General features: G+C 38.8%; 17 protein-coding genes. 6 read left to right on the top strand and 11 right to left on the bottom strand.

Going from position 1 to position 19371, the window contains the following annotated elements; all coding sequences use genetic code 11:
• Nucleotides 1–807: 807 nt before the first annotated feature.
• Together ACFX4R_RS21640 and ACFX4R_RS21645 are read left to right on the top strand one after the other, a co-directional pair.
• On the top strand, nucleotides 808–1830 hold the full coding sequence (locus tag ACFX4R_RS21640) for a hypothetical protein (protein WP_043981581.1): 1023 nt from the start codon (nucleotides 808–810) through the stop codon (nucleotides 1828–1830).
• An 843-nt stretch (nucleotides 1831–2673) separates the two neighbouring features.
• Entirely contained in the window at nucleotides 2674–3270 is a 597-nt protein-coding gene (locus tag ACFX4R_RS21645; RefSeq protein ID WP_025751311.1) for a mechanosensitive ion channel family protein, read from the top strand.
• Nucleotides 3271–3272: 2 nt separating this feature from the next.
• Here the strand turns inward: ACFX4R_RS21645 and ACFX4R_RS21650 are convergent, their stop codons facing one another.
• The 3 genes from ACFX4R_RS21650 to ACFX4R_RS21660 all read right to left on the bottom strand — a co-directional run bounded on the left by ACFX4R_RS21650 (nucleotide 3273) and on the right by ACFX4R_RS21660 (nucleotide 5489).
• Nucleotides 3273–3851, bottom strand: coding sequence for an HAD-IA family hydrolase (locus ACFX4R_RS21650; protein ID WP_028409020.1), 579 nt, complete (start codon nucleotides 3849–3851; stop codon nucleotides 3273–3275).
• Nucleotides 3852–3980: 129 nt separating this feature from the next.
• Complete coding sequence (locus ACFX4R_RS21655) at nucleotides 3981–4997, bottom strand: glycine-rich domain-containing protein (RefSeq protein ID WP_377570322.1); 1017 nt, start codon at nucleotides 4995–4997, stop codon at nucleotides 3981–3983.
• A 72-nt stretch (nucleotides 4998–5069) separates the two neighbouring features.
• Nucleotides 5070–5489 carry a hypothetical protein gene (locus ACFX4R_RS21660; protein ID WP_013057548.1) on the bottom strand — a complete coding sequence of 140 codons (420 nt, stop codon included), beginning with the start codon at nucleotides 5487–5489 and terminating at the stop codon, nucleotides 5070–5072.
• 407 nt (nucleotides 5490–5896) lie between these two features.
• On the opposite strand from ACFX4R_RS21660, the gene ACFX4R_RS21665 reads away from it, so the two are divergent.
• The gene (locus ACFX4R_RS21665) at nucleotides 5897–6388 is read left to right on the top strand and encodes a hypothetical protein (RefSeq protein ID WP_377570324.1); all 492 of its coding nucleotides are present in this window, start codon (nucleotides 5897–5899) and stop codon (nucleotides 6386–6388) included.
• 80 nt (nucleotides 6389–6468) lie between these two features.
• Entirely contained in the window at nucleotides 6469–6603 is a 135-nt protein-coding gene (locus ACFX4R_RS21670) for a hypothetical protein (RefSeq protein WP_013083673.1), read from the top strand.
• A gap of 57 nt (nucleotides 6604–6660) precedes the next feature.
• Here ACFX4R_RS21670 and ACFX4R_RS21675 read toward each other — a convergent pair whose 3' ends face one another.
• Nucleotides 6661–7023, bottom strand: a complete 363-nt coding sequence (locus tag ACFX4R_RS21675; protein WP_377570327.1) for a DUF4183 domain-containing protein — start codon at nucleotides 7021–7023, stop codon at nucleotides 6661–6663.
• Nucleotides 7024–7157: 134 nt separating this feature from the next.
• Between ACFX4R_RS21675 and ACFX4R_RS21680 the strand changes: the two genes are divergently transcribed.
• On the top strand, nucleotides 7158–7538 hold the full coding sequence (locus tag ACFX4R_RS21680; protein WP_162215268.1) for a DUF4183 domain-containing protein: 381 nt from the start codon (nucleotides 7158–7160) through the stop codon (nucleotides 7536–7538).
• A gap of 140 nt (nucleotides 7539–7678) precedes the next feature.
• Here ACFX4R_RS21680 and ACFX4R_RS21685 read toward each other — a convergent pair whose 3' ends face one another.
• From ACFX4R_RS21685 to ACFX4R_RS21715, 7 genes are all read right to left on the bottom strand, one after another.
• Complete coding sequence (locus ACFX4R_RS21685; RefSeq protein WP_025751295.1) at nucleotides 7679–8911, bottom strand: aminopeptidase; 1233 nt, start codon at nucleotides 8909–8911, stop codon at nucleotides 7679–7681.
• 143 nt (nucleotides 8912–9054) lie between these two features.
• Nucleotides 9055–9849 (bottom strand): IclR family transcriptional regulator, encoded by a 795-nt coding sequence (locus ACFX4R_RS21690; protein WP_377570329.1) that lies wholly within the window; start codon nucleotides 9847–9849, stop codon nucleotides 9055–9057.
• A gap of 51 nt (nucleotides 9850–9900) precedes the next feature.
• Complete coding sequence (locus ACFX4R_RS21695; protein WP_043981577.1) at nucleotides 9901–10677, bottom strand: fumarylacetoacetate hydrolase family protein; 777 nt, start codon at nucleotides 10675–10677, stop codon at nucleotides 9901–9903.
• A 107-nt stretch (nucleotides 10678–10784) separates the two neighbouring features.
• Nucleotides 10785–12962, bottom strand: coding sequence for a malate synthase G (locus tag ACFX4R_RS21700; protein WP_377570331.1), 2178 nt, complete (start codon nucleotides 12960–12962; stop codon nucleotides 10785–10787).
• A 171-nt stretch (nucleotides 12963–13133) separates the two neighbouring features.
• A complete protein-coding gene (locus ACFX4R_RS21705) occupies nucleotides 13134–14585 on the bottom strand; it encodes an FAD-linked oxidase C-terminal domain-containing protein (RefSeq protein WP_377570333.1) in 1452 nt (483 codons plus the stop codon).
• Nucleotides 14569–15930: a (Fe-S)-binding protein gene (locus ACFX4R_RS21710; RefSeq protein WP_377570335.1), complete on the bottom strand. Its 1362-nt coding sequence runs from the start codon at nucleotides 15928–15930 to the stop codon at nucleotides 14569–14571. Before ACFX4R_RS21710 ends, ACFX4R_RS21705 begins: the two co-directional genes overlap by 17 nt.
• Nucleotides 15931–17256: an FAD-binding oxidoreductase gene (locus ACFX4R_RS21715; RefSeq protein ID WP_377570337.1), complete on the bottom strand. Its 1326-nt coding sequence runs from the start codon at nucleotides 17254–17256 to the stop codon at nucleotides 15931–15933.
• 382 nt (nucleotides 17257–17638) lie between these two features.
• Here ACFX4R_RS21715 and ACFX4R_RS21720 point away from each other — a divergent pair, with 382 nt between their 5' ends.
• Entirely contained in the window at nucleotides 17639–19339 is a 1701-nt protein-coding gene (locus tag ACFX4R_RS21720; RefSeq protein ID WP_377570339.1) for an L-lactate permease, read from the top strand.
• Nucleotides 19340–19371: the final 32 nt, after the last annotated feature.

A 19371-nucleotide genomic window follows, 5' to 3' on the forward strand; every position in this document is an offset into this window, starting at 1 on the left:
TTAGCGTACTAATTACTACCTTTTGCTGTTTTTGACGTACCACTCTGATTCTTTTGCCATTTTTGACGTACTACATTCATTTTATTTACTCATAATCACTTATTAATTGTTAATTATTCTCTTTTTCCCGTAAAACAATCCTACCTTTTGCCGTTTTTTACGTACTCCTTCACTACTTTTGCCGTTTTCTGCGTACTAAACGTTGCTTTTCCCTTTGTTATTGCCTTTTCAAACCCCATTTTTTATTTTTTTCGCAGCACCTATAAAGCTTTTGCCATTTTTGACGTACCAAACGAAAACTTTTGCTGTTTTTGTCGTACTACTACGTCGTTTTTGACGTTTTTCACGTACTAAAAATAGCTTTTGCCATTTTTGACGTACTAACAAAATTCATTGTGCTATTTACAACGATCAGAGAAGTGATTTTTTTACCTTTTTTTAGGTGAACCGAGATCACTTTTGCTGTTTTTAGCGTACTATTCTTCACTTTTGCTATTTTTGGCGTACTATACTGAGCCTTTTGCCGTTTTTTACGTACTAAAACGCATAAAGTTTTTTTTGATTTTTACTGATCGTAACAAACACTGTTCTGCCGGCGCTTGCTTGCTTTTGCCGTTTTTGTCGTACTAAAAAACCTATACGCTGCACCCCTTGATATGACAGCATTCTTTGAACCTTTTGCCGTTTTTAGCGTACTACTCGTTCGTTTGCGATTCTGTTTCTTATTGATATAATTTTCACAAGGTATTCTTTGTTATTTTACCCTAATAAATTATTGTTGATATGAAATAGATTGGAGGGATTCTCATGATAAAAAAAGAATTTGCGAAAATTGGAAAACAAATTATTCGCCAATTGTCTAGCACCGTAGAAAAATATAAAGATATTGAAGATCACATGGACCTAGACGCTCATGGGAACCCCACAATCAAAACAGTGGCAGAGCATCACCGTTTATCTAAATCTCAAATTTCACAATTAATTTTTTATCACTTCCTTCACGTTGATGAAAGAGGTATTATTTGTGATGTTTCTGAAAAAGAGATTGCAGCCGCTTTGAACTGTACCGTTCGAACAGTTCGCAACAACAATATAGTATTAGCAGAAACAGAATTAATTTCCTATTCTCGCAGCGGCAAAGGAATCAATATTTGTATTGTTCCCTATCCTCAATATTTTGAAGAACACGGCTTTGGGTTTATGGAATTAGAATATACTCGCTTTGAAGAACTTATTCTAATTGAAAACGTAAATGCCCTTCGCTTAGAGCTGCGCAAAGAATTGGTTTATGACAACGATACGATTAAGCGTCAGTTTAATCCTGGAGAAAACACTTCAAAAATTAGCTTTAATGATTATAAAATTTTCACGCCGAAATATACTCACTACAAAGGTATGATGCAAAAAATAGCTGAAACACAGACGAGCGCATTTAAAACCGTTGTCCAAGGATCTACTATTTTCTTTGTTTTAAAAGACGGAGCTAAAAATGGCAAGATGTCAAAACAAGAAAAGAAAGATCAATACGATGCGGCGATTCGACGTACTATTGAAGAGACTTTTGTAAAATTATCTGGACACAGCACAGATTCTACCGGAATTGTTATGTCTTCATTCCAAAACGAAGACATCGCTGATTTGGTTCAGCTTTCTTTTGAATATGGTATTGAACGAGTGAAGTCTGCCCTTTATTCGCTGATTGAACAGGCCTTCTTCAGCCATGATGCTCAAGTCGTTGAAAATTACGGTGGAAAAATCCGTACGCTCATTCGAAAAGAGCTTTCAAAAAATCTTCAAGATCAAGTCCCTGCCGAACTTACAGCTTCATAAGGGGCTTCTTTGGCATGCCTTTTTTTCATTTTCTCTCCTTTCTCTTCTCTTTTTGATACAAATAATGCAAACAAACACCCCTTTTTGCAGCTATCCAATCCCATTATCCTATCTATATAAACGTAATGAGTTCAAATAAATGATATTTCTTGTGTATAACTACGGAATATTGCTAAAAAAACACCTTCATACTTATCCACAAAAGAAAGAAAACATATTCAATTAATGTTATATCATCCTTTTTGTTAATAAAAACATCCCTTTTATTTTTTTATTAACGATAATTTCCAGGTTATTTACTCTTTAACACGACTATTTTTATCCACAGTGGAAATAATTCATACTTTTAACAGAAATCTTCATACTATGAGTTTTAAAATTCGTCTATTGCAGAAGAAAAAACATAGTGAATAAAATAGTTTCTATATCTGTTGTTATAAAAAACATCCTTTAGCTAAAGGATGCTGTTCACAAAAAAGGGCTCTTTTCCACACAGTTATTTATTGAAAAGCATTCTCCTCGCTACCCCTTGATATCATTGGGTTTTTAAAGGATTTTTCTTTCTTTAATATCTGTATATAATGTTTGTTAATAAGATCTATCTTAATCTCTGCTATAAGGTTTTATTTAATATTTGTATAAAGAAATGTTTTAAAGATATCTATACTTGAGGATTTTTTCTTTTTCTAAATTAAGGAGTTTTCATTTCATATACCAACTACAAATAAATTAAAATAAAATAATAGTTTAAACGCCTCTTCATAAATTCTAGTAGTATATTTTTAAAAATAAATTATACTATTCAGTAGAGAAAATTTTATAAAGCAAGAAAGGGACTTAGTCATGAAAGACATACAGTGGGTACAGCAAACTTTATTTAATACCGGTAAGTGGATTGACATTAGTGAAGTAATTATAAAGATTATCTTGATTTTCATTATTGCTCAAATCGTTATCAGGTTTGCTCGCAGTGTAATTAATAAAATCTTTGATTTCAGATTTAAAACTAAACTGCTGAGGTACAACGAACGTAAAGAAATAACGCTGAAAAAGCTTTGTCTGAGTATTGTCATGTACGTCGTGTATTTTATTGTACTTATCACATCTTTAGAAGCAATCGGAATTAATATGAAAGCACTCTTAGCTGGTATTAGTGTAGCAGGATTTATTACAGGCTTAGGTGCACAAAATTTGATTAAAGATATTTTAAACGGTTTTTTTATTCTATTTGAAGATCAATTCTCAGTAGGAGATCACGTATCCATAAATGATACGAAAGGAACTGTTGAAGAAATTGGATTGCGCACGACAAAAATTCGCGGAGTTGACGGAGAGTTTTACTTTTTTGCTAATAGTAACATTACAAAAGTAGCGAACTATACGCTCGGTGAAATTCCCGAAGTACATAAGCCTGAACAAATAAAAACTCGTGAAGAATAGCTTCACGAGTTTTTATTTACTACTGTTGTAAAGAATTGATCGTATGATGTAAGGTGATAATCTGCTTCAATGTCGTCATTTTGAAATGCACATGTTTTGATTCCCAGTTCACGGGCAGGTTTTAAATCAAGCTCGCGGTCTCCAATCACTAAATCGAGCTGATACTTATCGTGAAGATAGGCATAAGCGCCGCTATCAGGCTTTCGTTTGTAGCCATCATCTTTTGTAATAATCTCCGTAAAATAGTGCTCCATATTAAAAAATGCCAGAATATCAAGAGTAGACTGTCTAGATTTATGCGTAACAATTACATTTGTATCCGCAAAGCTCAGTACGTCTTCTACGTGAGGAAAAGCAGGCTTATCTTTAGGATTGATTTTCTGTTCAAGCACATGGAAGTGTTTATCAAACAAAGACTTTTCAATATCGAAGTGCTTAATTGCTACGTCAGAAGATATCTTCATTTGTTTTAAAATATCGTCTTCTGAAATCGTTTGATCTGTTAGTAATTCTTTGAATGCTTTTACAATCGTTGGATAGGTATCAAAGATGGTTCCATCAAAGTCCCATAAAATATTCATTTTCACTGTCTCTCCTTTTTTAAAAACGTAACGATTATACCAAATTTTTCATTGCTTGTCAGTGAACCATTTTGTCGTCGTTGCATTTAAAGTAAAAAAAACTCGTTTTATACGAGTTTTTTTACTTTATCAGCTGCTGCTGCACCCACTCCCGCAGCTGGAGCTTGAACAGCTAGAGCTGCTGCAGTTTGAACTCGAACAGCTGCTGCCGCTGTCATGATGGTGATGCCCTCCATCGTGTTGGTGATGGTGGCGATTGTCTTCCCCTGGACTTGAACAGCTATAGCCGCTGTAAGAGGCTGTATCTCCCGCATATATCGTTTTTTTATATAGCAGCAGCTCATTCATATGGCTTGAAAAGTTGGTGGCTTTGTAGAGAGAATAAAAAACAAAGCCTTGAAGAAGAAGTTCGTTTGATACATTTCCTTTTTTAGCCGTTTTTTTAAAATAAGTTGATCCGCCTGCTTTTTTTCTCTTTCGAGCAGCATCGATTTCTTCTTTTAACGTTTGAATCAGGGCTCTCTGCTGTTCTTCCCATTTGCCGTTTCTCAAAAAATAGCGATCTAGCAATTCATCTTCTGATAATCTTTGAAAATCTTGAAGCGTACTTTTACCAAGCGGATGCTGAAAAAATTTTCCCCAAAGCAGTCGGCTGTTGCCCGTTATGTCAAACAAATGAGCATACATCCAATCGAAGAATGCTCGCTTATCCGGCTGTGGGGATGGAGTTGTATCTACATTTGGCTGGTGATGCAAAAAACGGCTGAAAAAGTGTTCTGTAAAACGCTTATAATCCACTGTAAACATAATCATTTCGTGCCACACTTCATCTACTTTTGCACTAAACATCGGTACGTCTTTGATGACTGCATTTAATAAAAAGTAGCGCTTCATCTCAAAAAACGTCCATTCTACTTCATCGTCTTTTGTATTTCCCCTTTGTATACGCTGTTTTACCTGTTGAACATAGGCTTTCGGTAAAGAATCTTCTAGTGAATGTACAATATCTTCAAAACCATTACCTTCATGTATTCCGAGCTCATCTGGAAGCTCCTCTTTATACAAGCGAAATCCCCTTGGCTTTCCAATCCCTTTAATAATCAAAGCTAAAAGAATTACCGCTCCTACTATAATTGCTGCTATCATCTTCTTCCCCCTATACCGCGTCTATATATTCAATATTTTACCACATTCGTAAAATACAAAAAAAGAGCTCAATTAACTTGAGCTCTCGTCATCATCAGGCATCTCGTCTACCTTTTCTACTTTGACTAGACCTTTGGTGCTATATTCAAGATCAAAGTATGCTTTAACAATATCCCCTTTTTTCAAATTGCTTGGAATCGGTTCATTTAAATTTTTATCGGAAAATTTAATGCCCGTTCCTTCTTTTGTTGTTCCGCTGTATGTACCATTTTCGATTTTTTCAATAGTAATATAATACACTCGATATTTGTGCGCTTCCTCGTCGCCCTTTGCTTTTTCTTTAACGGTTTCTTGTTCAGGGAGCTTACTCAGTGTTTCTTGGGCCTGTTCGGAAGTCGGCTCTGCTGATCGATTTATGAATTGCATCACAACTAACACTAAACATATAACTACTAAAACTAATAATAATATCTTTTTTGCTGATAAAGACAATGAACTGTGCCTCCTTACACCTTTATGTATATCATGCTGCACACAAGAGATTATACACGATAAAGGATTAGAAATTGGAATAAATTCTATAAAAATAGTAAAAATATGAGAAAGTACCTAGAATTTTTTACGCTTTTCTGCACTTTTTTGAGATAAAAAAGAAATTTGGTACCTTATCCTTAAATTGTAACTGATTCACTTCATTTTCGAAAAGAGTTTTGTCCATTTTGTCGTAAAAAAGTCATAATAAGAAGGAATATCACACCATATTGTCGAACGTATGTATATACTTATAATGAACTGCCGAACTGCTTTTCTCTACCCTCATTGTTGAGGCAATATGGCAACTGAAACAGCTTGCTGTTAAATTCAGATTACACATCTATACTCAGGAGGTGGAATGCAAAATGATGTTTGCACTTATTGTTGTGGTTGGTATCGTAGCACTTGGCGTATCTAGCTTCTACGTCATTAAGCGGCCTCAAGGCGCTGTTGATCCTGAGGATCGCAAACCGCTTGTTTCTGTAAACGGGCATGTTAAATTTGCAGAAGGAATTAATCAAATTTCCATATCTAAAATTGACATGTACGATCAGCGTCTTGTTATCAATCAAGTAGCTATTATTCCATTTAACCGTATTCAACGAGCAGAATTTTCAAAGGTTGTCAAAAATGAAAAAGGCCTTCACGGAGCTCCTGTTCAACGCTATTTCGGTGAATTAACCATTCATTTCACAGACAAGAACGGGCAAGAAACATACATTCGCTGTGAAACACCGAAAAAAAATCAATTTCACCTCATCTACCAGTACGATTTAATGAAAAGACAATTAAATAAGCGTCTGGGTCTTGAAGATCTGCAGCCTTACCTTACTCTTCAAGAACCATACGAACTATAAGAGAAAACCTCCCTTTTTCACATATTATTTCACTTCCCTGTACATACTAGAAGCGAAACTGAAAATGGGAGGTCATTCCAATGGATTTCGTCCGTTTTTTGCAATATTTTTGTTCAATCGCCGGCGCTCTATGCTTGGGGTTTACCTACTATCACATGTTCAAGCGTGACGCTCCGGTTAAAAAAGAAGAATCACAGCAAGGTGGAACTGACTAATGTTCACCTTGTTTTTTTATGTGTGGACATGTGCTCATGGCATTTGAAGGCTGAAAGCTAAATGACTTTAATCATTTGTAAAATGACGGGTGACTTTTCTAAAGGAATATCCTCTGTGTTAATGATAAGAAGTCCTTTTTGGACGCTGTAATTGGAGGAAGGCTGTAACACACCGTTTATGAATAGATTACTGTATGAGTAGCTCTCAGGATCCAATATATGCTGAGTGCCGTATTCTTTTAACGCATCTTGATCTGTAAAAATGCGCTTGCTGCCTCCGGCTACCGTATAGTATTCAAAGATGCGAACTTTTTTCGGAAATATATACCTAAATTCCTGCTGAGGCAACACGGGAAGCTTAATAAAAGGTGTTGAACAAGAGGTTGTATAGTGATTGCAGCCGTAAGAGTTTTTCTTCAAGAAAAACTCTCCTTCACAGATGTACTTAGTTTAGTTATAGTCTTTCAGAATTAAATTTATGCCATTAAACCTATTCCTTAGAAGGAACAAATGCATATATTGAAGGATAGAACATGAAAGGAGGTAACACGTTTATGCCTCTTCAAATTATGAAACTCGCTATAGCCGCTACTACCACTGTAACCGCCAGTCCGACCGTCTCACGTTTCTTTTATACAGCAACTGCTACAACTACAGGTGCAGCCACTTTAACAATAGATGCCGCTGACTTTTTTGGTGATACAGGTGGCGCGGCTACTGCACTTCCAGCTTTAGCTACGGATAACAGCTATTACAATGTATATATCAACGGCGTTTTACAAATGGCTGGCCTTTCCACATATACGCCAGGAGCTACAGGTGTCGGTTCTTTAGCTATTACTGTTCCTGCAGGATCTAGCGTTTTAACAGGTTCTCCTATAGTTTTAGAAGTTGTTAACTTTACTCCTGATTCTACAACTGATGTACAAACTTAAAAATAACTTGCTATCGTTTTATTTTAAAACGTAATCGCGTGTAAGATATATGAAGTTTCAGTTTTACAGAAATTTAGTGATCATAATAAAAGCTTCTGCGGATGTAGCGCAGAAGCTTTTATTATTGTTATTTATTTAATTCAAAACGCCCAGTTCCCTTTTCTAAACACAGGCTCGCTTGTACCGTCAGCTTTGATGCCGTCGATGTCCATTTCAGCTGAGCCAATCATGAAGTCAACGTGGGTGATGCTGTCGTTTGCTCCGTTTTGTGATAGCTCTTCTTTAGACATCGTTTTTCCGCCTTCTAAACAGAAGGAATACGAGCTTCCGATCGCTAAGTGGTTGGATGCATTTTCGTCAAACAGTGTGTTGTAGAAGATAATGTTTGACTGAGAAATTGGCGATTGATGCGGTACTAAGGCTACTTCTCCTAAGTATTTGGCACCTTCATCTGTTTCAATTAGGTGCTTTAACGTTTCTTCGCCTTCTTCTGCTTTTACATCAACAATTTTTCCATTTTCAAATGTTAGCGTGAAGTTTTCAATTAAGTTTCCTGCGTAGCTAAGCGGTTTTGTGCTTGTTACTTGTCCGTTTACGCCGTCTTTTTTTGGAAGTGTGAATACTTCTTCTGTTGGCATATTGGCCATAAACGAGTTGCCGTCTTCATTAACACTGCCTGCGCCAACCCAAATATGTTTGTCAGGAAGCTCAATTGTTAAATCTGTTCCTGGCGCTTTATAGTGAAGCTTAGCAAATCTCTTTTCATTTAAAATGTCTACTTTTGTATGTAATGAAGCATTATGCTCTTCCCATGCCGCCACTGGATCTTCTTGGTCTACGCGCACGGATTTAAAAATAGCTTCCCACAGTTTTTCTTGCTGCTGTTCTTCTGGAACGTCAGGAAATACTTTTGCTGCCCAGTCTTTTGAAGGAACAGCTACAATGGACCAGCTGATTTTATCGGATTGGATCGCTTCACGGAATTTTTTCATGGCTTTTCCGCTTACTTTTTGGAACGCAGCAATACGTTTGCCGTCTACTCCTTTTAGTAAGTCAGGACCGCTTGAAATTACAGATAAAACAGCGCCTCCGTTTTTCACAAGCTCTTCTCTTGCTTGAGCTTTCCAAGCAGGAAATTCATTAAATACAGATTCATCTGCTTTTTCATATTTCAAACGAACTAAATGATCGTCATGCCAGTCTACATCCACAGACTTTGCTCCGGCTTCGTACGCTTTTTTCGCAATTTCACGAACAAAATCAGCGGAAGAAATATCGGCATTAATGTTTAATACTTGCCCTTTTTGAATGTTTACACCGACTTTTACAGCCAGCTCGGCGTACTTTTCAATATTGCGCTCAAATTGTTCCATAATTTATCTCCTTTACGTATATATTCTAACGACTTTATTGTATCATGAATAAAACATCAATTAAAAATCCTAGCCTGTAGTTTACATAATATAATTACGTTATTTTACAGATTATTATATAGCAAAAGTTTGTTCTCGAAGAATCAGAACAAACTTTTGTCTTTCACAGATTCAGTTTTGTAGCCGAGCCGCTCTGAAATGTTCTTGCCTATATCAACCATACGTTCTTGAAGATACGTTAATCGCTCATTTGTCATACGCATCGTAGCACCGGAAATGCTGACTGCAGCAACGACTTGACCAAGGTGGTCAAAAATAGGCGCTGCGATGCAGGTAATTCCATATTCATTTTCTTCTAAATCCAGCGCATATCCTTTTTGTTTTACTTCTGAAAGTTCTCGAAGAAAGCTTTCTTCATCTGTAATGGTGTGATCGGTATGAGCTGGTAAGCCTTTTCTTTCAAGAATGCTTGTTACCGTGTTAAGCGGTAAAAAAGCTAGGATAGCTTTACCGACAGACGTGCAGTGCATAGGGGCTCTTTTCCCGACTTTTGAATGCATGCGCAGCGTCTGATTGCCTTCTAATTTTTCAATATACACTACTTCACCTTGATCATAGACAACAAGATGAATAACTTCATTTGTTTCACTTTCAAGTTCTTGCAAAAACGGCTTTGCTTCCGTTCGTAAATCAATAGAATCTAAAAGCTTTGAACTTACTTCTAAAAACTTATACCCAAGCTTGTACCGCCCGGTTTCTTGATCTTGTTCAATATAGCCGTACTGAGCAAGAGTAGTTAGAATACGGTATACGGAGCTTTTGTTGATGTCCATTTGCCTTGCAATTTCTGTGACGCCTACCCCTTCTCTTTCTATGCTGACAATTGTGACGATATCCAACGCCCGGCTTACAGACTTCACCATATTTTCTCTCTCCATTTTTTTCTCTCCTTTATGTGTCGTGTTACTGCCGGGCATTTTTTATCACTCTTATACGTTTACACGTTCTTTCTCTGCAGCAAACGGATTTTGGAGGGTTCCAATTTCTCGGATGGTGCATTCAATGACATCGTTTGCGCTTACCAGCTCCGCGCCGACCGGACTTCCTGTTAAAACCACATCTCCCGGCTTAAGGGTCATAACAGTAGAAAGGTAAGCGATCATTTGCTCAACGGAAATAATCATTAAATCTGTCGAGCTATTTTGTTTTTCAACGCCATTTAAAAACGCTTTTACATGAATGGATTTAAAATCAAGCTCCGTTTCGATTACGGGGCCAAGAGGCGTAAATGAATCAAAGGATTTTCCAATGGTCCAGTGCCCGTCTTCATGAAAATAATCCGGAGCCGTTACATCGTTTCCAAGTGTATACCCAAATATATAGTCCAGCACGTCTTCTTTTGCGATGTTCTTCGCTTCTTTTCCAATAACAACCGCAAGCTCGGATTCAAACTTGACGTGCTTAATCGCGGTTGGAATGACAATGGCCTCGTTTGGACCGATCACAGAGGATGTGGGCTTAAAAAAGAAGACAGGAATAGAAGGCATTTCTCTTGGCAGCTCCGACTTTGCAGCTGCATAATTTGCGCCTATTCCAATAATTTGATTCGGCTCTAAAGGAGCCAAAAGCCTTACTTCGCTCGGTGAAAAAGTCTGCCCTGTATAGTCCCATTTCTCAAATATATTTCCTTTAATGACGCTGATCGTATCCTCTTTTAGTACACCTGTATGACGGCTATCTTGTACAGCGAACCTTACAAATTTCATAACGTAGCTCCTTTTCCCATTTGCTTAATTTTAATAAGAATAGTAGATAGTCAGATTCTGAAGGTGTAAGTACAGCCTGCCATCCCTATGCTGACAGGCCGTTTGTTTTACTGTTTTATAGCTGCTTTTGCCTTTGCTTCGATACGGCGGCGGTGTAAAATGGGCTCCGTATAGCCGTTTGGCTGATCATAGCCTTGAAATACTAAATCGCAGGCTGCCTGAAAAGCAATGGATGTGCTGTAGTTCGATGCCATTGGCTGATACAGAGGATCATTTTCATTTTGTTGATCCACTACTTTTGCCATTCGCTTGAGCGTCTCCGTTACTTGTTCTTTTGTACAAATTCCATGATGAAGCCAGTTAGCCACGTGCTGGCTGGAAATACGAAGCGTTGCCCGGTCTTCCATTAGCCCTACATTATTAATATCAGGTACTTTTGAGCACCCTACTCCTTGGTCGACCCATCTCACTACATACCCAAGTATTCCTTGAGCGTTGTTGTCGAGCTCCTGCTGAATTTCATCTTTGCTCCAATTTGGTTTTTCTGCCACAGGAATTTGCAAAATGTCATCTTGTAAATCAGTAGACTGAGTAAGCAATTCGTTTTGAACATCTCTTACCTCAATTTGATGGTAGTGAAGAGCATGAAGCGTTGCTGCGGTTGGTGAAGGCACCCATGCCGTATTCGCTCCTGCTTTTAAATGCCCCACTTTTTGTTTAAGCATTTCCGCCATCATATCCGGCATTGCCCACATTCCTTTTCCGATTTGAGCGCGGCCTTGGAATCCGCTTGCTAAGCCTACATTTACATTAGACTGCTCGTAGCCTTGAAGCCATTTAGACGTTTTCATATCATTTTTACGAATAACAGCGCCTGCTTCCATTGAGGTATGAATTTCGTCACCTGTTCGATCCAAGAATCCAGTATTAATAAAAGCCACTCGGTCTTTTACTTCTTTGATACACGCTTTTAAATTAAGCGTCGTGCGGCGCTCTTCGTCCATTACGCCAATTTTAATTGTATGACGCTCAAGCCCTAGCATATCTTCAATTGAATTAAATAACGTATTGGCAAAAGCGACTTCTTCGGAGCCGTGCATTTTCGGTTTAACGATATAGATAGAGCTCTTTTTAGAATTTTGATACGTGCCGTTTTTAAGTAAGGTGTGTTTGGCAATTAAACTAGTAATCACGCTGTCTAAAATACCTTCATAGATTTCGTTGCCATTTCGATCTAAAACAGCGCTGTTTGTCATTAAATGCCCAACGTTTCGAATAAACATAAGCGAACGGCCAGACAGTGAAATCTTTTTCTTGTCCGGAGAAATATAGGTACGGTCTGGATTTAAACGCCTTGTCATGTTTTGACTTCCTTTTTTAAAAGTAGACGTCAAATCACCTTTCATTAATCCCAGCCAGTTGCGGTAAACATCTACTTTATCCTCTGCGTCTACTGCCGCTACTGAATCTTCACAGTCCATAATCGTCGTAAGAGCTGCTTCCATTAAAATATCTTTTACACCCGCATCGTCTGTTTTACCAATCGAATCCGTACGATCAATTTGAACTTCAAAATGCAGGCCGTTGTTTTTGAATAAAAGAGCATCAGGGCTTTCTTCTTCTCCTTGATACCCTACAAATTTCTCTTCTTCCTGTAATTCGGTTAAACTGCCATCGTTTAATTGAGCGACAAGCTTTCCATTTTCAAGGCTGTACTGAACCACTTCCGCATGAGAAGACTGAACGAGCGGAACAACTGCATCAAGAAAATTCTTCGCAAACGCAATAACTTTTTCTCCTCGAATTGGATTATAAGAACTCGTGCGCGAAGCTCCATTTTCTTCACTGATTGCATCAGTGCCGTAAAGAGCATCATAGAGACTTCCCCAACGTGCATTAGCAGCGTTAATAGCGTACCGGGCGTTATTTACTGGTACAACAAGCTGCGGTCCTGCCTGATAGGCAATTTCGCTGTCTACTCCTTCTGTACCAATAAGAAAATCTGCTGTCTTGTCTTCTAAATAGCCAATTCTCGTTAAAAACGATTTGTATTCGCTAAAGTCACGGTCAGGGTTTTCTTGATGCCACGCATTAATTCGAGCTTGCAGCTGATCACGCTTTTCTAACAAACGTTTATTTACGGGTGTTAACTCGGTTACTAACGCTTCAAAATCAGACCAAAAATTTTCTGTACTTAGGCCGCTGCCCGGAAGAGCTTCCTCATTGATAAATTGATAGAGAACTGGAGCTACTTTCAGATTTCCAACTTGTTTGTAGTTTGTCACCGTCTGTTTCCTCCTCTTACTCTTTTACATTTTTAAATTTGGACACGCTTTCATTTATTTTTGCCAAAATGGTTAAGACGAACATATGCGGTACTGTTTCTTATTACGAAACAGTGTTTTGTTTTTGTTAAAAAAATCATATCATCGAGCGAATATATTTTCAAGAATTTTCTAAAAATATTCTACTTTTTTCATTTCTTTTTTGACTTCAGCGCAGCGGCTCGGCCTTGGAAACAGCTTTCCTGCATTTAATAGATTTTTAGGATTAAATACTTCTCGTATATTCGTTTGTGCTTGAATTTCATCTTCATTGAAAACAAATCGCATTTCTTCTTTTTTTTCAATGCCCACGCCATGTTCGCCGGTAATCGTTCCTCCTGCTTCTGCACATACTTGTAAACATGCGCTTCCGGCGTCGAGTGCTTTTTCAGTTTCCCCCGGCTTTCTAGCATCAAATAATACAAGCGGATGCAAGTTTCCGTCTCCGGCGTGAAAAATATTGGCAATGCGAAGGCCAGATTCTTCGCTAATTTTGTTAATTCGCTTCAGCACTTGAGGCAGTTTACTTCTTGGAATAACGCCGTCTTGTACGAGATAGTCAGGGGATATAGCTCCCATCGCTCCAAATCCTGTTTTACGATTTGCCCACCACCTCGCGCGTTCTTCTTCACTTTCAGCTACTTTCACTTCCCGTACTTTTTGTTTTTTACATACGTCTAAAATACGAAGGATTTGCTCTTCGATACTGGCTGAAATGCCATCTACTTCAATTAATAAAAGAGCTTCAATATCTCTAGGGTGTCCGACTGGAAACGCAGCAGCTTCCACTCCTTCAATGGCGGTTTTATCCATCATTTCAAGCGCGGCAGGCACAATGCCGGCTGATATAATGTCTGATACCGCTTGGCTGCCGTCTTCTACGCGGTCGAAATAAGCAAGAACCGTTTGTTTTGCTTCAGGGTTTTTCAAAATGCGTACCGTAATTTTTGTAACGATTCCTAACGTCCCTTCTGATCCTGTTAAAAGCCCTAATAAATCATATCCCGGTTCATCTGGAATACCTTGCTTGCCAAGCTCAATCACATCTCCATTTGGAAGCACCACCTCTAGTCCTAAAATATGGTTGGTGGTTACTCCATATTTAAGACAGTGTGCCCCTCCTGCGTTTTCCGCTACATTTCCACCAATGGTGCAGCAATATTGACTCGAAGGATCCGGTGCATAATAATATCCTTTTTCAGAGATTGAATTGGTTAATTTAAGATTAATAAATCCCGGCTCTACAACGGCACGCCTGTTTTCATAGTCGACGCTAAGAAGGCGCTTCATTTTCACTAAACTAATAATCACTTCGTTATTAAGAGGAATTGCTCCCCCGCTCAGTCCTGTGCCTGCTCCTCTTGCAAGAAAAGGCAAATCATGTTCATTGCAGTATTTAACAATGCTAGAAACTTCTTTCGTATTTTGAGGAAATAACACCGCTTTAGGCAAATGTCTATGAATGGTAAACCCATCGCAGTCGTACGCAAGCAAATCTTCTTTATGATGCAAAATAGAATGAGCATCTACTAGTTGAGAAAGATTTTTTACGTGAAGATCTTTTATTCTATTTTTCTTCAACACGATGTGCTTCCTCCTCTTCTTTTTGATAGGCCCACTCCAAAAGCTGTACCGTGTGAACAATCTGCTGACTTCGTCCATATTTTTTCACTCCTACTGCCATCTGCAGCATGCATCCCGGGTTTCCCATTGAAATCATTTCTACGTCATGAGGTACATGTTCCATTTTACTTTGAAGCACAGCTCCCGCCATATCAGGATTTGTTAAATTATAAATTCCTGCACTTCCACAGCATCGGTCCGCATTAGCCATATGAACGATTTCCACTCCCGGAATAGAAAGTAAAATATCTCTTGGTTCTTCTCTCACTCCTTGACCATGAGCTAAATGGCAAGCGTCGTGATACGTAATACGCTTATGCAGCTTTGTCTGCGGGGGGCGATATCCCGTATCGTGAAGGTATTTTGAAATATCCTGGACTTTTTCAGCAAAGACTTCAGCTTTTTCAAGCCACTCTTGCTCTTCTTCTCTAAATAGTTCAGGATACTCTTTTAACATGCAGCCGCATCCCGCAGCGTTTACAATAATGGTATCGGCATGCTGAAACGCCTCTATATTTTTTTTTGCAAGCTGTCTTCCCATGTCTCGGTCTCCTGCATGAACGTGCAAAGCACCACAGCACGTTTGAGAGGGAGGAATAACGACGTCGTTTCCATTTCTTCGTAATACATTAAGAGTTGCTTCATTAATATCACTGAACATGACGTCCATGATGCAGCCGGTTAAAAAAGCAACTTCTGCTTTTCTTTCGGCTTTTGCTTTTAGAACCCGTTTCTTTTTATATTTTTTTCGAACAGAACGGGTAATTTTAGGCATTACATGTTCCATGTCCGCTAGATGTGTCGGCATCATATTTAACAAGCCTGTTGTGCGCATCATTTTTTGCATTCCGCTTTTTTGATACAGCTTCAATAAGCTTCCTGCAGCTTCTAAGCGATGAGAGTGAGGAAAAAGTTCTTTTAGAAAAAACTTGCTGATCATGCCTTTCCATCCCGTCAAAGGCATTGCCTGGCGAATTTGGCCGCGAGCTTCTTCAATGAGTCCGCCAACATCTACATTTGCAGGGCAAGCAGTTGTACAGGCCCGGCAATCCAAACAGGCAAACACAGGGTCTGTAAACTGCTCATTCACGCTTATTTTTCCTTCTGCTACCGATTTGATAAGGTGCACGCGTCCTCTTGGTGAATGCTGTTCTTGCCCCGTTATTTCATAAGTAGGACAAGACTCCAAGCACATTCCGCAGTGTACACAATCCGCCCATTTTTTTTCGTCTGGCGCGTCTTTCCACAAATAATTGCTAACGCTTTGACATGGAGCATCTTTGATATCGGCTTTCGCTGAATTCACTTAGATTCCTCCTATAAATCGTTTATAGTTAAGCACATTTTTAGCGTCCATCTTTGCTTTAATTCCTGCTAGTAACGGAAAATGAGAAGGTTCTTCTCCCCATACATTTACTTTTTGGCGCAGTATAAAAGGCAAATGGTTAACGACCACATATCCTCCGTACGTTTTGGCAGTTTCAGTAAATGAAGTAATAACGGAAAGAATGGCATCTTCTGAGCCTTTTATGTAGATCGAACAAAGACCATGTCCAACTCCTCCATGTGCTTTTATCAGTATTGGACGGGACGTTTTTAATGCAGTACTTTTGTTTATTACATCGAGTACATTCAGATTTGGTACGCCAATTTTTAGCGCGGCTTCCGTTTCCTCTTCGGAAGAACAGCATGCACCATTTGGACTAATGTTACTAAAAAATCCCCAAAATACTTCGGCTTCTTTTTCATGCAGCACTTTTAAAATCGTATCAGACGGCTGAATACTTTTGATGTAATTCTCTTGATAATGAACGGAACTTTCCACATCTTCAAAGCTGATTACAAGCGTAAACAGATGCTGCCCTATTACATCTTCAGCTAGAGAAGGATTTAATAACTCCAAAGCAACAGGCTCTATCATGGAATCTAAGACTTTGCTAACAAACGCATGAATTTCTTCGATATTGCCTGTTGAAAAAGAAATAAAGACAATGCTTTGATACTTGGGCAGCGGACGCAGCTTTAACGTTATTTCGGATATAACGCCGAGCGTTCCCATTGAACCAATAAACAGCTTATTCATATCATAGCCAGCCACGTTCTTGACGACTTTTCCCCCTGAACGAACAATGGTTCCATCTGAATATACGACTCTCATACCGATTACTGCATCTCGAGCCGATCCATAAGATAAGCGCTTTGGACCACTTTCATTCGCTGCAATAACTCCGCCGATTGTAGCGTAGTCTCCTAGAGCTGGATCAAGTGAAACTTGCTGATTGTGCGTTTTTAAATACGTTTGCAGCTCTCCAAACGGCGTACCAGCTTTTACAGTAACCGTCATATCACCTACTGTATGTTCAACAATTCCGCTGTATTCAGTCAGCGAAAGCAAAAGGTCTGCTGTATCTATAAGTCCCCCAAACCCTTTTTTTGTACCGTTCCCTTCAATGACGACTTTTTTTCCGTGTTCCGTCGCATACTTTAAAACGGCCGCTATTTCTTGTTCTGAAGTTGGCTTAATATGCAGGGACCCGTTATTTCCAAGGAAGTGATTCATATGCTGTTCTTCAAGTGTGGAAGGGTGAGATAAAATAGATTTTAAATGACCTGGAAGCTTCAACGTACTCAATAAATTGACTCCTCTCGTTTTGTAATAGCAAACAACGTTTCACTAATAACATAAAGAAGTGCCATATATAATACGACTAAAAGTAGTAGATTAATAAGAAGGATAATTAGTAGAATAGATGAAAAGATATATTTTAAGCGCTTACAATCATTAAATCACCTATTCTTGGGATTTTCAACCAGTATTTTCTTCTTATCACCAAAAAAATGTCCATTCTTTTGAAAAAAAGTTTCTTTTAGTACTTGCCTATCCTAAAAGGATTAGAATATAATGTAAGCGAATTCATTTTTGCATAAGTCATCAGATGACCTTATCATCGTAGTTTTAATGGTTTCGTTTTACTAAATTTATAGTTTACTAATTTGAAAATGAGGTGTTAGTTATGACATGGACACAGCAGTTCACTCCTGTAGGAAACAGCGTCATTTGGTCTTCATTAATCGCTTTGATTCCTATTCTTTACTTCTTTTGGGCTCTGGCTATTAAACGAATGAAAGGTTATATGGCTGGAGTTACAACTTTACTGGTCGCACTTGCCGTTGCAATATTTGCTTATAAAATGCCGGCTAGCATGGCTTTTATGTCAGCCAGTCAAGGAGCCGTATACGGTATACTGCCGATTGGATGGATTATCATTACGTCCGTTTTTCTTTACAAACTAACCGTAAAAACCGGTCAGTTTGATATTATTCGTACCTCTGTCGTATCTATTACAGAAGATCGCAGACTTCAAGCTTTGTTGGTTGCTTTTTCGTTTGGGGCTTTTCTTGAAGGGGCCGCTGGTTTCGGAGCACCTGTTGCTATTTCAGCAGCTCTGCTGGTAGGTTTAGGATTTAATCCGCTGTATGCCGCTGGCTTATGTTTATTAGCAAACACAGCACCCGTTGCTTTTGGTGCAATCGGTATTCCTATCACGGCTATGGAAGGTCCTACTGGAGTAGCGGCAATGGAAATCTCTAAAATGGTAGGCCGCCAGCTTCCTTTTATTTCTGTATTTATTCCCCTGTATTTGGTTTTTGTAATGGCAGGATTTAAGAAAACAGTAGAAGTACTCCCTGCTATTTTAGTATCCGGCATCTCTTTTGCACTTACCCAGTTTGTCAGCTCTAACTTTTTAGGACCGGAACTTCCCGATATTTTATCGGCACTCGTTTCACTTTTTGCGCTCGCTATTTTCTTAAAATTCTGGAAACCGAAAACAACGTTTCGCTTTCAATCTGAAAAAGCAGCACATGAAGTAGCTTCCGCTTCGGCTGAGCCAAGAGAAACTCAAGATCAACCCGCATTCACGGGGGCTCAAATTGCAAAGGCGTGGTCACCTTTTTTAATTTTAACGATCTTTATTTCTATATGGGGAATTCCTCAAATTAAAACCGCTTTGACAGGACATTATGAAGGAGCTAACGCTTTTTTAAGCGCTATCAATTCCATCGGACATTATTTAACGTTTATGCCAGAAGTACCTTGGTTAAATAATTTAATTTTAAATGGAAATGGAGAACCGATTGCGGCAGTTTATAAGTTAGAATTACTAGGCGCTGCCGGCACAGCTATCCTGTTGTCTGCTGTTGTCACAAAATTTATCGTCAACATCTCTTGGAAAGACTGGTTCATTACGTTTAACGAGACGTGCAAAGAATTAGCGTTGCCGCTGCTTACCATTATGTCCGTTGTGGCATTTGCTTACGTGACAAATGCGTCTGGAATGAGTACAACCTTAGGACTGCTGTTAGCTAAAACAGGCGCGTTATTTCCCTTTTTCTCTCCTGTACTCGGCTGGCTCGGTGTTTTTATTACAGGATCAGATACTTCAGCCAACTTATTGTTTGGCAACTTGCAAAAAATCACGGCTACATCTATTGGAATGGATCCGCTTCTTGCGCTTGCAGCAAACTCTTCTGGTGGAGTAACCGGTAAAATGATTTCACCGCAGTCCATCGCCGTTGCCTGTGCTGCGGTCGGGTTGGCTGGAAAAGAGTCCGATTTGCTTCGTTTCACGGTGAAGCACAGCTTATTTTTACTGCTGATTGTCTGCGTATTAACATTTTTACAATCTAATGTATTATCGTGGATGATTCCTTAATCAAAAAAAGCTTCCGTATGTAGAGGTACCCC

The organism is Priestia sp. YIM B13490, from assembly GCF_042787735.1.
Taxonomy (GTDB): Bacteria; Bacillota; Bacilli; order Bacillales; family Bacillaceae_H; genus Priestia; species Priestia megaterium.

What these genes read in the sequence shown, in the direction of transcription:
- ACFX4R_RS21640 (WP_043981581.1), top strand. Translation starts at nt 808, where the DNA reads ATGATAAAAAAAGAATTTGCGAAAATTGGAAAACAAATTATTCGCCAA.
- ACFX4R_RS21645 (WP_025751311.1), top strand. Translation starts at nt 2,674, where the DNA reads ATGAAAGACATACAGTGGGTACAGCAAACTTTATTTAATACCGGTAAG.
- ACFX4R_RS21650 (WP_028409020.1), bottom strand. Translation starts at nt 3,851, where the DNA reads ATGAATATTTTATGGGACTTTGATGGAACCATCTTTGATACCTATCCA.
- ACFX4R_RS21655 (WP_377570322.1), bottom strand. Translation starts at nt 4,997, where the DNA reads ATGATAGCAGCAATTATAGTAGGAGCGGTAATTCTTTTAGCTTTGATT.
- ACFX4R_RS21665 (WP_377570324.1), top strand. Translation starts at nt 5,897, where the DNA reads ATGATGTTTGCACTTATTGTTGTGGTTGGTATCGTAGCACTTGGCGTA.
- ACFX4R_RS21670 (WP_013083673.1), top strand. Translation starts at nt 6,469, where the DNA reads ATGGATTTCGTCCGTTTTTTGCAATATTTTTGTTCAATCGCCGGCGCT.
- ACFX4R_RS21680 (WP_162215268.1), top strand. Translation starts at nt 7,158, where the DNA reads ATGCCTCTTCAAATTATGAAACTCGCTATAGCCGCTACTACCACTGTA.
- ACFX4R_RS21685 (WP_025751295.1), bottom strand. Translation starts at nt 8,911, where the DNA reads ATGGAACAATTTGAGCGCAATATTGAAAAGTACGCCGAGCTGGCTGTA.
- ACFX4R_RS21690 (WP_377570329.1), bottom strand. Translation starts at nt 9,849, where the DNA reads ATGGAGAGAGAAAATATGGTGAAGTCTGTAAGCCGGGCGTTGGATATC.
- ACFX4R_RS21695 (WP_043981577.1), bottom strand. Translation starts at nt 10,677, where the DNA reads ATGAAATTTGTAAGGTTCGCTGTACAAGATAGCCGTCATACAGGTGTA.
- ACFX4R_RS21720 (WP_377570339.1), top strand. Translation starts at nt 17,639, where the DNA reads ATGACATGGACACAGCAGTTCACTCCTGTAGGAAACAGCGTCATTTGG.